Source organism: Paenibacillus sp. ACRRX, from assembly GCF_022346885.1.
Classification (GTDB): domain Bacteria; phylum Bacillota; class Bacilli; order Paenibacillales; family Paenibacillaceae; genus Paenibacillus_B.
The window spans coordinates 20,760-34,458 of the sequence record NZ_JAKRNK010000017.1 but is presented as its reverse complement, the minus strand read 5'-3'; the positions used below and the strand labels follow the sequence as shown (position 1 = coordinate 34,458).

The window sequence follows — 13,699 nt, the reverse complement described above, 5'->3', positions numbered from 1 at the left end:
TGCCACAGGCGGAGCGGGAGCAACAGGAGCGACAGGTGCCACAGGCGGAGCGGGAGCAACAGGAGCGACAGGTGCCACAGGCGGAGCGGGAGCAACAGGAGCGACAGGTGCCACAGGCGGAACGGGAGCAACGGGAGCGACAGGTGCCACAGGCGGAACGGGAGCAACGGGAGCGACAGGCGCCACAGGCGGAACGGGAGCAACGGGAGCGACAGGTGCCACAGGCGGAGCGGGAGCCACAGGAGCGACAGGTGCCACAGGCGCTACAGGTTCTGGGACGTCAGTTAACAATGCAAAAGTGGCAAGTTTCGTTCAACAAACGGTGGATCCTGGGAATGCTTATATATTTGAGGTAAACCTTGCGATTAACGGTACGGACATTTCGCATACTCCGGGCTCCACAGATATTATTCTTGCCCCCAATAACACCTATCTTATTCTAAGTTATTTGGAAGGCTTCCAAGTTCCATCTGAGGGAATTGGCTACGCTCTTCGCTTAGACGGTATTCCTTTGTTTGGCAGTCATGTCGGTAATGGCGGTGCCACGGGAGTAGAAGAACAATTATCGGGGAGTTTTATTCTGACGACAGGTGTCGTCGCAAGTGTACTCCAGATGTATAATGATCGTGCTTCTGATACCACGACAGCGTCCGATGGCTTTCCTGGTGCGTCATTAACGATTATTCGATTGGCGTAAATGGATTTGAGAACATCTGAAAAAGTTGTATCTATTCTCCCGTGTCTGGTCGCGAATCACTAAACTAAAGTAACTGCGGCTGGATACTGAGAGTGATGAATTAAAAATATTCGAATTGGTTCAGTTGGATAGGTTATGGTGCATAGACATAGAGGGAGCGAGTCGATAGGAGAGGCAAGAGCGACTACTATAGCAGAGAATTAGCTTCACAAATGGTTTGGCCTATGATTTAAGTGCCTCAGTTATGGTTTTACGGTATGTGGAGCGCCCAAACTTAAAAAAATTATGAGGTGATCTGAGTATGTCTCAAGCGAATATCCCTAATATTACCCCAACGATTTCCATTACAGTTGGTAATTCGGTTAACCTATTGCTCGCATCTATTGCTCTTGAAGAATTGGCTCTTGCTCACATTGTGAATGCTGAGGCAGAGAAAATTCAGTATGTGTTGGGTACATTGCCTGGGGGCGTAACATTGTCTCCAGCAGCTACGATCTCTAACTTGCTTGCTATCGACAACAGTGTACAAAGAACACTTCAAGATGTCATCAAGACACAAATCTTGCTCCAGTTCAAATTGGAAAATATTTTAAGTAGTTTACCAATTACACCTTAATAATCTAAGCGCTTCATGTATAAGCAGTGCATACATCAAAGTATGACGAATGATCAAGTCCTATTATATTACGACATATGCTAATGTAGTTGCTCAACCCTGCTCTTCATTCCACTCGTTCCAACTTCGTGATGTTGACTTGTTCACATAGATCAATTTTAGTAAGACCAACTCCACACAACAAAAGTCTCACCTCTCCATTAAATAGGCTGCCGTATAATTTTGGCAGTCTATTTGACATGTGTTTGCGTATACGCGATAAGTTCTGTTGTAACAGCAGCGCGCATATCGTCACTAGTAGAGCTTTTATTTCATTTGGATGGGGCAGGAGGAATAGTAGTGGAGTATCCGAAAATATCCTTATGTATGATTGTTAAAAATGAAGAAGATTGTATTGCTCGCTGTTTGAATAGCGTTAAACATGTAGTTGATGAGATTATTATTGTTGACACGGGGTCTACTGATAACACAGCTGACATCTGCCGATCATTCGATGCGCAGATTGTGGAGTATACATGGAATGAGCACTTTGCCGATGCCCGCAACTATGGTCTTCAATATGCAACAGGAGATTGGATCTTATGGATGGATGCGGATGAGGAATTAGATCCTAATGATGCTTTACAATTAAAACAACAAGTAAACACTGCTTCAGAAGCTATTCTGTGGATTCATTTAATTAATTTTATAGGGAACGAACCAGATGCGAATGATGCTTTTCATATTACACATTCGCGTATGTTCCGCAATCATATCGGATTTAAATTTACAAAATCTATACATGAAATATTAAATTTGGAAGAAGTATTACCCGAATATGATCCCTCTCAACAACAAACGCTGCCGATCAAGATTTATCATTATGGATACATGAATGAATACATCATTAATAAAAAGAAATCTGAACGTAATATCCGTCTCCTCGAACAAGAACTACATAAAGAAGACCATCATCCGTGGATCAAGTATCATATTGCGACGGAATACTATCGACTCAAACAGTATCAAAAAGCGTTTGAATATGTGAACTTAGGCATTGTACATTTTCTTCAAGAACGGAAGGCTCCTCCGTCTCTGCTGTACAAGTTAAAATATTCGATTCTTATCACGTTAGGAAGTGTAGAGGGGGCTTGGCAAGGGATAGATAGAGCCATTCTGATGTACCCTGACTATGTGGATTTGTACTTCTATAAGGGTGTTATTTATTACCTGAAGGAATGGTATTCACAAGCGATTGAAGTGTTTCAACAATGTATAATTTTGGGTGAGAATAATATTAAGCACCTGACGCTTAAGGGTGTAGGCAGCTTTCATGCAAGTTATTATATCGGTTTGTGTCATGAGAAGTTGGGAAATATGGAACATGCTATTCAAGCCTATGAAGCTGCAATTCAGATCTTCCCGAATTATAAGCCGGCACTGGAAGCTATAGGGCAGATAAGTGGCAGCCTAAATAGCTGAGCTACTTGTATACATAACAAAAACATCTCTATCCATTATGTTGGAAGGGATGTTTTTGTTATGCAACTGAACATGTAACTGGTATCAAAACAGTTCAGTATTCAAATCACCATTGGAAGTGAGGTGTCCAGTGCAGTATATACCTGGATGCGTAATTTCCAACGTATGAAGTAATTTTTAGAAGCATATATATTTTATACCTTGTGCATTTTTCTGGTTTTTGGATTAGATGTCTAGATGAGAAGTGTGGGGCACGTAGCCAAGAAGGATACAGAGATATGACAGTATATCGGTCAGCTCCATTCTGCTCATTTATACTAGTCATCGATGACAGCAGCGGAAAGGATCGAGAACATTATGGGACTACAGCGGATCTTGTTTGTGATATGTGTTAATAACGATACATTATACGAGCAAACAAAAAGGCAGGTTGCCAATTTGATTGTACCGCCTGGCCATTCGGTAGAAATTTATGAGATCCGTAACGCAGACAGCATGGCCAGTGGATATAACTATGCCGTTCACATGGATGCAGCTTTCAAAATATATATCCATCAAGATACTTTTCTAATACACAGAGGAATGTTGGTTGATTTGATACAATTATTTCATCATCATCCAGAACTAGGAATGGTGGGGCTTGCCGGATGTGTAGATATGCCTGCCAATGGAATTTGGTGGGAAGGAACTAAGCTTGCTGGTCAAGTTATCGAGCATCGACAGGATACGTACCAACTCCTGCGTTTTGACCATGGTTGGCACGAATCGACTGATTATATTCCCGTCCAGGGAATTGACGGATTATTTATGGCAACTAAGGTGGATATTCCCTGGAGAGCAGACTTGTTCAACGGCTTTCATTTTTACGACTCCTCCCACTCAATGGAAATACAACGTGCAGGTTATGTAGTGGGTGTTCCCGTCCTACAAAGCCCGTGGTGCATTCATTATAATGGAGACGATTTTGATCAGGTGACTTATGAGCAATATCGAAAAATTTTTGTTCAACACTATATGTCATAACAAGGTTCTTTATATGCTACATATCAGAGGGTATGGCGAGTTATATATGTCTTTTTCACGGAAAGGATGACCGGGATGTATCAGGGAAACGCAAGCAATCCGGTAGAAACTCGATTGTCTTTATGTATGATTGTCAAAGATGAAGCAGCACTCATTGGAGCATGTCTGCACAGTGTAAAAGATGTTGTCGACGAAATCATCATTGTGGATACTGGATCGACGGATGACACTGTCGCTATATGTCAATCATACGGGGCGCATGTATACGAACTGAGGTGGAGGAACGACTTTGCTGAAGCGCGCAATTACAGTCTGCAGCACGCAACAGGAGATTGGATCTTATGGATGGATGCGGATGAGCAGCTCGATCAGGATACGGCTTCTTCTTTACGAGACATACTTGCGGTGCAAGACTCCGACATTGCCGTCATTGAACTAATTAACTACATCGGCAGTGAACCGGCTAATAAGGATCTTGCTTACTTGGTACGTCATCACCGGCTATTCCGTAATCATAGAGGTTTTCAATTCAAGGGTGCCATTCATGAGCAATTAAACGTTCAAGAAGTGTTAGGGACAAATATTAATGTGTATATACTGCCTGTTAAGATTCACCACTATGGCTATATGGACGTTCATGTAAAGAATCGTGAGAAGTCTGAGCGTAATATGAAGTTACTTGAGCAGGAAAAGCTGAATGAAGGGTACAACCCATGGATTGATTATCATCTGGCAAGTGAATATTACCGTCTTGGACAGTATGAGCAAGCTTATGCGCAAGTGAACGTCGGCATAAAGGGATTTATTGAACGGGGAAAGTTGCCTCCTTCATTATGTTACAAGTTAAAATATGATGCACTTCTGGCTAACGGAAGTTATGAGGGTGGCTGGCCATCCATCGAAAGGGCTATTCAACTGTATCCCGACTACGTTGATCTTTATTTGTACAAAGGTATTATCCTGTTCCACAAACAAAAGCATGAGCTCGCACTAGAGGCATTTCATCAATGTCTCACGATCGGTGAAGAGAACTTACAGCATCTAACGATGCGTGGGGTAGGCAGCTTTCATGCCTGGTATCATATCGGATTATGCTACGAGAAGCTGGGTCGGCCTAAGGAAGCTGTTCATGCCTATCAGCAAAGTCTTGCAGGTTATAGCCAGCATGAGAAAGCGAGGGAGGCCCTTTCGCGTCTGCTTCAACAGGAAAAAGAACAAGCTGCTTCCATTAAGATCAGCTTGTGTATGATTGTAAGGAACGAAGAAGAAAGCTTGCAGCGCTGTCTGGATAGTGTGATTGGACTTGTGGATGAGATAATTATTGTAGATACCGGATCAACCGATAATACGAAGCAAATTGCAACGCAAAATAAGGCCAAAGTATATGACTTTGAATGGATTGACGACTTTGGAGCTGCAAGGAACTATGCATTTAGTAAAGCGACTCAAGAGTATATTTTATGGTTGGATGCAGACGATGTGATTCAGCAGAAAGATCATGCTGCGTTTAAGGAATTAAAGCAAACCTTGTCGCGTGATATCAAAAGTGTCACGATGGCCTATGTTCTGAACACAAACGAGGCAGGTGAACCTTTATTCTCTATCCGACGCAATCGGCTTGTGCGACGGGATGCTAATTTTATATGGCATGGTCCCGTCCATGAATATTTAGCAGTTGGCGGACAAATTCAACATAGTGATATCGCCGTATATCATAAAAAAGATAAGCAATACACAGATCGCAACCTGCGTATCTATGAAAATCGTTTGGCAGCGGGCGAACAATTTACACCACGTGATTTGTATTATTACGCTAATGAATTAAAGGATCATGCTCGATATGAGGATGCATTGGAGTTCTATGAGAAATTTTTGCAAACAAAACAGGGGTGGGTGGAGGATTGCATTCAAGCTTGTCTGAAGATGGAGACTTGTCATGATAAGTTGAACAATGAAAGCAAGCGACTTACTACTTTGTTCCGATCCTTCGAATTTGACAAACCGCACTCCGATATATGCTGTCAGATCGGTGAAATCTTGCTGAATGATCAGCGTCTTCATCAAGCCATTTACTGGTTCGAGCAGGCAACTCAGCTCGTTATTCCTTCAGATCAATTAACGATGACTCAAGAATCTACCTGGACATGGGTTCCGCATTTAAAATTGTGCGTTAGTTATGACCAAATCGGTCAAACGGAGAAGGCATGTTATCATAATGAGATTGCCCTAAGTTATTTGCCTGACCATCCAAGCATGCTGTATAATCGCGATTATTTTAAGCAAAAGCTGGGAGATCGCTTTGAGTTTGTGACAGCACGCAGTGGGAGGGAAGTTCTTTGAAGACGAGTATTATCATATTGACACGAAACCAATTTCATCTTACTGTCCTATGTCTGGAAAGCATCCGCAAGTATACCCCGCAACCTTATGAGATTATCGTGGTTGATAATGGCTCGACGGATTTGACAACAACCTATTTGAAGATTCAGTTGGATATTACTCTCATCTGTAACGAGGATAATGCGGGTTTTGCAGCAGGTTGCAATCAGGGATTGGCAGCAGCTACTGGTGACAATATTTTGTTTTTAAACAATGATACAGTAGTGACGCCTCATTGGCTAACATCGATGTTGGAAGTGCTGTATTCCAGTCCTGATATTGGTATGGTGGGACCACTTACCAACTATTCGAGCGGGCATCAAATTATTCCGGTGACGTATACAGACCTGCTTGATCTGAATCAATTTGCGCATGAACATGCCGCCCGTTACCAAGGAAGTACGACAGAAGTAAGACGATTGATCGGATTTTGTATGCTTGTCAGACGGAAGGTGCTTGATGAAGTTGGGGGCTTTGACGAGTTATATGGACTTGGAAACTTTGAAGATGATGATTTATGTTTACGGGTTGCACACGCTGGCTACCGGTTATTTATTGCCAATGCCAGCTTTATTCATCACGTCGGTCACGCAACGATGAATGACATAAAGAAAGATAATGTGCAGCATCTGATGGCCATTAATCGACACCGAGCACAGGAAAAATGGGGAGCCGATATTTTTGATTTAATTTATAAAGAAGATATTCGACTGACTTGCTGTGTGTTGGCAACATCGAAGTGTGCGGCTACAACGCTAACGTTAGACTCCATTAAAGATATTGCAGATGAGGTTGTACTTATAGATCAACAAGGTGAATGCGCAGACGTGTTAGAGTCTTATGTTGGCAAATATGTAGAAGGACATTCTGAGCGAAACAAGATCAAGCTGTGGAAACTTGGGATCGAACAGGCAGCGGGACCCTATCTTCTGTTGATTGAAGCTGGAGAATATATATCTGATGAAGACAGAAGGCAGCTCAGAGTCTTAAAAAGATCGATAATGCCTGAAGTTGCTGCTGTATTAATGAAGTGCGAATATAATGGCATCTTAAATGATTCCTATCAAGTACGATTATTCCATAGCTCCTTTCCATTTCCCTATTTAGATGACTTAAGCCTACACGATCGTGAAGTGCTAGAAAGTGAAATTGAGGTTAAACATGTTCTGACTAAGACATATGATACGGGGATACCCACATAAATCGTAATTCCATGTCAACAACAAAACGCGCAATGTCTGTAAAGACGTTTGCGCGTTTTGTTGTTGTGATGACGTCCATGTTAAAGCATCAGAATTGATACTAATGAATTCATATGTGTGCTCCTTATTACATGCTTACGTAGCCGCCTTTTAATTCTTCCCATTGGTCGAGCAGCAGTTTGGATGTATGATGAACGCCTTTTGGAAATAAAATGCCTAATCCGCCTGAATGCTCAAATTGAAGTGCGGGATATTGCTCTTTTAACTCCGACCATAATTTCCATACTCCAAAACCAAACCCATGAACGGAAATATCATGGAACAAAATAATCCCGTCTGGTGCTAATTTGGGCAGCCATGATTCATAATCATGCTTTACGGCTTCGTATTGGTGAAAACCGTCTATATGAAGCAAATCAATAGAGGCATCCTGAAATTGAGCCAGAGCTTCGTCAAATGTGGTTCGCAGAAGCGTTGCATGGCGGGGATATAAAGAGGAGGTGATCGACACTACGTTATTGTACACTTCATCATCATAGCCTCCAGAATGAGGGTCGCCCACCCATGTATCAACAGCGTAACATAAAGTCGACAAGTTCCCATCCTTTATGCCTTGGCACATGCTAAAAAAGGATGCCCCCCAATGTGTACCTAACTCGACTAGCAGACGAGGCTGATAAGACCGAACCAGATCGTAACTAAAATGACGATGACCTACCCAGGCAGAATGCTGCAGGACACGTGAGTCAACTTGTTCGTATTCAAAGACAGGGCAGTACTTGTTCCAGTCATTCATAATTCACCTACTTCATTCAATTTTCCAATGACCATGCAGAACTATGATCGGTCTCTGATGGTTTACTATGATTAAGTATATGAGGTGATATCACATTTAGTTCACCTAGGCATGTTCTGATACTGAACCATACAGTTATGTACGGCGTGTGGACAATGGATCAGTTCAGTTACAGGCAACACGAATCCACACAACTAGAAATAATTTTCCATACAATATGGAGGTCATTACTCACTGAAGCCTGTCCTTGTGTATTAAACAAATTTGACCTGCATGAGCATGGGATGGAGATAAAGTATTATTTGTAGGGAGGAGTCCGTACATGTCACAAGCGAACATTCCTAACATATCACCCCAGATTACTATTACCCGCGACGATGCCATAAATTTAGTCATTGCGTCTATTGCACTAGAAGAGTTAGGGCTAGGTCATATTGTTAATGCAGAAGCAGAGAAGATTCAATATACGCTTGGAACGCTGCCAGGACTGAGCCAGCCAGCTAGTATCAGCGATATTTTGCAAATTAATTCAAGCGTTAGGGAAATGCTGCAAGTTGTCATTGCCAAAGAGATGGTATTGGAAACAAAGCTGAAGAGAGTATTGGAATCTGAAGTATCAACTGGTCCAACGGGAGCGACTGGTCCAACAGGAGCGACAGGTATTGGTGCTACCGGTCCAGAGGGAGCTGCAGGTGTGACTGGAGCGACTGGGGGCGTAGGTCCAACGGGTGCAACGGGAGCGACTGGTGCTACCGGACCTAGCGGTGCAACGGGAGTGACCGGAGGGGACGGAGCGATTGGTGCTACTGGACCGATAGGTGTTACGGGCGGAACCGGAGAAACAGGAACAGCTGGTGCAGTTGGCCCAGCAGGAGCTGCTGGCCCTACAGGTGATACTGGAGCGGACGGTGCAGCAGGATCAATAGGCGCAAATGGAACCGCAGGAACCGCAGGAGCCACAGGACCAGACGGACCGACAGGGTCGACGGGCTTAACAGGACCATGTCCGCCTGATTGCCCGCCAGGTCCAACGGGTCCAACAGGTCTTGAGGGAGTCGGAGCTTCTGGTGCAACGGGAGCAACTGGTAGTGCAGGAGCTGCGGGTAACACTGGGGTAACGGGATTTACAGGGGCGATTGGAGCGACGGGCATCCTCATAACGGTTAACAATGCAAACTTTGTAACCGAGGGAACACAGACGGTTGCAGATGGAGCACCACTCATTTTAGACACTAATCATACTGTAAATGGGTCTTTGATCACCCACACCCCACTTACTTCTACGATTACATTAGAACCGAATCATGCGTATTTTGTTGATTATGAGACTCAAGCCACCACTGCTGGCACCACAGCTGCGGCCACACTTCGCTTTAACGGCGTCGATATAGTTAATACGACAGCAAGTTACGACACCTCTGTAGGCGTGCTCGTTGAATTGTCTTCCCATACGATTATCCAAACGGGAGGCACTCCAGGAACGTTAGAGATTATCAATACCTCTGGAGTAGCGACTGATTTCACAAATATATCTATTTCGGTTATTGCATTGCAATAATACTGAATATCCTCATTATTTTCAGTATCTCCTATGTCTTGGACACTAGGAGGATGATAAGGAGTGAACCTTAGATGTCACAGGCGAACATACCCAATATTACACCTACTATTATCATTTCAAGAGACGATGTTATCCCTTTACTGCTCTCTTCAATCGCGCTAGAAGAACTGGGACTTAGTCATATTTTGAATGCTGAAGGAGAGAAAATTCAGTATCTGCTCGGCACGCTGCCTGGTATAAGCGGTGTTGCCACAATCAGTGATCTGCTTAATCTGAACACCAGTATTGATGATAACCTTAAAACTGTGCTCAAACATGAAATGTTATTGGCAATGAAGCTTGATGGGATATTACAACAGGATGTGTCTAGAGGAGCAACAGGAACAGCAGGCGCAGCAGGCGCGATCGGTCCGGCAGGAGCTACGGGAGTAACAGGAGCCACAGGACCCGCAGGTCCGGCTGGAGCCGCTGGTTCGACGGGAGCGACTGGTGATACAGGGGGAGTGGGGCCTACTGGTCCGACAGGTCCGACAGCGCCTACAGGAGCAACGGGTGCAACGGGACCAACAGGAGTATCAGGTGCAACAGGTAGCACAGGTGCAACTGGGGCGACGGGTGCAACCGGAGCAACCGGAACTGTTGGCTCTGCTGGAGTTACAGGTGCAACGGGACCAACAGGAGCAACCGGCGCAACGGGTCCAACGGGCGCAACTGGGGCGACGGGACTGGACGGACCAATTGGACCTACGGGTACGTGTCCAACCGGATGCCCGACTGGAGCCACAGGTGCAACTGGTGACCCCGGCGCAGCGGGTCCTACCGGGACAACCGGTGTGGGTGGAGCGACCGGAGCGACCGGTTTAACAGGTGAGACGGGTGCGACGGGCGAAACAGGGGCAGCGGCATTAGCGACAGCCGATTTTGCAAGCATCGTGACCGTCGGCGATGCAGGACCACAGGGATTTCTGACGTTAGATACTAACAGACTGTTGAGTGGAACGCTGATCACTCATACTCCTGGCTCGGATACAATTGAGCTTGCGGGTGGGCATACGTACTATATTGCGGCACAAGTAGACGTAGATGATAATGCTCTGGCAGGCGGTCTTGACGCTATTCTTGAGTTCAATGGAATATCTGTGCTTACTATTTTTATGAGTAATCCAGCTGGTGACTTTGTGACAATAAAGGGCAGTGTTATTGTTGATGCTCCTGTTGGCGGACCATCCATAGTCAGACTATTTTCGAGATCAGATAGTAATCAGAATGTAAATATAAGTATATTTGCACTCAATTAAAATCAGGACAGTCAGGCAAGGGAGTGAAAACAATGTCACAGGCAAACATCCCTAATATTACTCCGAGTATTACTGTCACATTAAATGATTCGCTCAATTTATTAATCGCATCTGTTGCATTAGAAGAACTCGGAATCAGTCATATCATCAATGCAGAAGCTGAGAAGCTTCAATATGTGCTGGGCACATTACCCGGATTAACGATTCCAGCTACAATTAGTGAATTGCTTGCAGTCAACAGCAGTGTCAAACGTACAATTATAGACGCATTAAAATTAGAAATGACCTTGGATTCTAAGCTGGAAAAAATCATTAATACACCTTTAAAAGGTCCTACCGGCGCAACAGGTTCAGTCGGAGCTGATGGCGTAACGGGAAGTACGGGGGAGACTGGAGCCACAGGTGCTGCAGGTGCAGCTGGCGCAACAGGAGCAGAAGGAACCACGGGTGCAACTGGTACCGATGGATTAACAGGAGCAGCAGGTCCTCCAGGTAGTACTGGTGTGACCGGTATAACTGGTTTTACTGGTGCACCGGGACCTGACGGTGGAACTGGGCCAACGGGCACTACAGGAACAACTGGGGCGGAAGGAGCAGTCGGAGCGACAGGAGCGACAGGTGCTGTGGGACCGCAAGGCATTACAGGTTTGACTGGCGCAACTGGTGGTGTTAGTGGGAATACTGGGCCAACAGGTGCAACGGGAGCAACAGGTGAATGCCCCTGTGTAACAGGGCCGACTGGTGCGACAGGCAGCAGCCTTACAGGTCCAACTGGTGCGACGGGGTCGACGGGCGCAACTGGGGCCACCGGAGCGACAGGAGCAACGGGAGAAACAGGGCCAACTGGTGAAACAGGCATACAAATCACGACAAACAACGCCTTTTTTAGAACGGTTGATTCTGTTCTCGTCACACCTGGAAGTGCAATCCCATTAGCGGAGAACTTCACGTTAAATGGAACAGAGATTACACATACGCCTGGCTCAACAGACGTACTGCTCGCGCCCGATCAGACTTACTACATTGCATATCGTACGAAAGCTGAGCTGCCGACAGCTGGTACCATCACTACACATGTTGGACTAGAATTAAACGGAACGCTCATTCCGGGAACAGAGTCACAGATGCAATCATTGCCTGGCGCTCCGCAAGCCATCACATCATTAATATCAAATACAATCATTAATACGGCAAGTGGCGCATCAAGCATATTAACACTAGTAAACTTGGAAGCCGTAGATCGTGCGTTCGATCAAACAACGATGACTATTATCAAATTAGAGTAGGCTATGATCCAATAAACTTGAACGGATAGTGTCAAATGAATTGTACTATGGGTATCATGTCGAGAGCAGTTGTGTTCATTTGACACCAGTTTTTGCGGATTCATGTGTAAGGGAAGGTGATTCATGATGGCAAGCAGTGCTGATTTTGGTTGTTCTGGAGGATGTGGGGCTATACCTGTAAATGGGGCACCCGCTATTCTGGCAACTATTGTTCAGAATGGTTCTGCTATTAAACTGCAGGGGCTCTCCAATATTACGCTTGCACCAAGTACTACTTATTTTGCGGAATATAATGCGGAGTTCAGTACGCCAACTACAGGGAAAGTCGTATCTGCAGAGTTCCGCTTAAACAACGTACTTATTCCGGGTTCCCAAGTCCTCTCTTTTCCCACCGCCATACCGCCAGGACAAAATACGCCTGTAGCAAGCGCGTCAGGCGGGGTTGTATTTAACACGCCTGCCAGTCCAAATCCAAGCGTATTGCAGCTCGTAGGGTTTCCGCCAGTTGGGGTGGTAGGTGTTAATTTTAGTGGGGTAAATATACGGATTACGGAGATCGCTTCTACAACTTGTTTACCGGTTACCGCTAACAATGCGGCGATCTATGGGTACGGCTATGTAGATGTGGGACATAATGAACCGGTACCTTTTCTGAAGGCGGAAGTCATTAATGGCTCAGGAATTGCTTTTAGCAGTGCTGCCCCTACATTTATTTCGCTAGCTCCCCACGTCACTTATTTTGCTGCTTACAACTTTATTGAGTGCCCTTGGGTAGATAACTTGCCTGTTCGAGTCATGCTGACATTAAATGATCAGCCGTTATATCAAAGTTTATCTATTGCTCCACCGCTTGCGGATGGGGCGCAGAGATCAGGAGGGGCAGGGTCTGCAGTATTTAATACAGGCTCGGGCTCGAATCAATTAAAACTAATTAACACAAATCTCGAAGAAATCAAGTTTGTTGCAGCGAATATTAACATTATGCAGATTGGATAGAGAGAATAATGATTGTATATATTTATGCCCTGAATTTCTATTGTCGTATGTTTTTTAAACCTTAGTTTTATGCATTTTTTTGTATACTGTTTACTTTGGTTGCTATGAATATGGCGGATGATTCTCATCTTTGTCGAATTGACTGTAAAGTAATGATCACTACTTGACAGAGTATTTATATAAATGGCTTTCGCTGGTGATGATCCAACGAAAGCCATTTTATTTTTCGACCATTACCAGCGAGCTTCAATTTAGAGATTTAGGGATAGAACTTAGGAACTCAGCAACAGCAGCGATGCTTTGCTTTGGAATTTTCACAATCAAGTATTAGGAGTACAACGATATCGCCATCTGTTGATAAGAAAGAAATATAAATGACGAATT

Annotated in this window: 10 protein-coding genes and 1 pseudogene; 10 read left to right on the top strand and 1 reads right to left on the bottom strand. The window is 44.6% G+C overall.

Annotation, left to right across the window (positions count from 1 at the left end):
- The 6 genes and pseudogenes from MH117_RS26240 to MH117_RS26210 all read left to right on the top strand — a co-directional run.
- A pseudogene (locus MH117_RS26240) lies at positions 1-697 on the top strand (hypothetical protein); the annotation flags it as partial.
- 301 nt (positions 698-998) lie between these two features.
- On the top strand, positions 999-1,313 hold the full coding sequence (locus tag MH117_RS26235) for an alpha-helical endospore appendage domain-containing protein (protein ID WP_239334048.1): 315 nt from the start codon (positions 999-1,001) through the stop codon (positions 1,311-1,313).
- 339 nt (positions 1,314-1,652) lie between these two features.
- The gene (locus MH117_RS26230) at positions 1,653-2,774 is read left to right on the top strand and encodes a tetratricopeptide repeat-containing glycosyltransferase family 2 protein (protein ID WP_343224489.1); all 1,122 of its coding nucleotides are present in this window, start codon (positions 1,653-1,655) and stop codon (positions 2,772-2,774) included.
- Positions 2,775-3,101: 327 nt separating this feature from the next.
- Positions 3,102-3,797, top strand: a complete 696-nt coding sequence (locus tag MH117_RS26225) for a glycosyltransferase family protein (protein ID WP_239334043.1) — start codon at positions 3,102-3,104, stop codon at positions 3,795-3,797.
- A gap of 75 nt (positions 3,798-3,872) precedes the next feature.
- Complete coding sequence (locus tag MH117_RS26645) at positions 3,873-6,137, top strand: glycosyltransferase (protein WP_275444871.1); 2,265 nt, start codon at positions 3,873-3,875, stop codon at positions 6,135-6,137.
- A complete protein-coding gene (locus tag MH117_RS26210; protein WP_239334041.1) occupies positions 6,134-7,378 on the top strand; it encodes a glycosyltransferase family 2 protein in 1,245 nt (414 codons plus the stop codon). The genes MH117_RS26645 and MH117_RS26210 overlap by 4 nt, the downstream gene beginning before the upstream one ends.
- 127 nt (positions 7,379-7,505) lie before the next feature.
- On the opposite strand, the gene MH117_RS26205 is transcribed toward MH117_RS26210, so the two are convergent.
- Positions 7,506-8,174: a class I SAM-dependent methyltransferase gene (locus MH117_RS26205; protein WP_239334039.1), complete on the bottom strand. Its 669-nt coding sequence runs from the start codon at positions 8,172-8,174 to the stop codon at positions 7,506-7,508.
- Between the two features lie 322 nt (positions 8,175-8,496).
- Between MH117_RS26205 and MH117_RS26200 the strand changes: the two genes are divergently transcribed.
- From MH117_RS26200 to MH117_RS26185, 4 genes are all read left to right on the top strand, one after another.
- The gene (locus MH117_RS26200) at positions 8,497-9,732 is read left to right on the top strand and encodes an alpha-helical endospore appendage domain-containing protein (protein ID WP_275444870.1); all 1,236 of its coding nucleotides are present in this window, start codon (positions 8,497-8,499) and stop codon (positions 9,730-9,732) included.
- Between the two features lie 74 nt (positions 9,733-9,806).
- Entirely contained in the window at positions 9,807-11,033 is a 1,227-nt protein-coding gene (locus tag MH117_RS26640) for a collagen-like triple helix repeat-containing protein (protein ID WP_275444869.1), read from the top strand.
- A 32-nt stretch (positions 11,034-11,065) separates the two neighbouring features.
- On the top strand, positions 11,066-12,319 hold the full coding sequence (locus tag MH117_RS26190) for an alpha-helical endospore appendage domain-containing protein (protein WP_275444867.1): 1,254 nt from the start codon (positions 11,066-11,068) through the stop codon (positions 12,317-12,319).
- A 123-nt stretch (positions 12,320-12,442) separates the two neighbouring features.
- Complete coding sequence (locus MH117_RS26185; RefSeq protein ID WP_239334037.1) at positions 12,443-13,315, top strand: hypothetical protein; 873 nt, start codon at positions 12,443-12,445, stop codon at positions 13,313-13,315.
- Positions 13,316-13,699: the final 384 nt, after the last annotated feature.

What these genes read in the sequence shown, in the direction of transcription:
- MH117_RS26640 (WP_275444869.1), top strand. Translation starts at nt 9,807, where the DNA reads ATGTCACAGGCGAACATACCCAATATTACACCTACTATTATCATTTCA.
- MH117_RS26235 (WP_239334048.1), top strand. Translation starts at nt 999, where the DNA reads ATGTCTCAAGCGAATATCCCTAATATTACCCCAACGATTTCCATTACA.
- MH117_RS26185 (WP_239334037.1), top strand. Translation starts at nt 12,443, where the DNA reads ATGATGGCAAGCAGTGCTGATTTTGGTTGTTCTGGAGGATGTGGGGCT.
- MH117_RS26200 (WP_275444870.1), top strand. Translation starts at nt 8,497, where the DNA reads ATGTCACAAGCGAACATTCCTAACATATCACCCCAGATTACTATTACC.
- MH117_RS26190 (WP_275444867.1), top strand. Translation starts at nt 11,066, where the DNA reads ATGTCACAGGCAAACATCCCTAATATTACTCCGAGTATTACTGTCACA.
- MH117_RS26225 (WP_239334043.1), top strand. Translation starts at nt 3,102, where the DNA reads ATGACAGCAGCGGAAAGGATCGAGAACATTATGGGACTACAGCGGATC.
- MH117_RS26205 (WP_239334039.1), bottom strand. Translation starts at nt 8,174, where the DNA reads ATGAATGACTGGAACAAGTACTGCCCTGTCTTTGAATACGAACAAGTT.
- MH117_RS26645 (WP_275444871.1), top strand. Translation starts at nt 3,873, where the DNA reads ATGTATCAGGGAAACGCAAGCAATCCGGTAGAAACTCGATTGTCTTTA.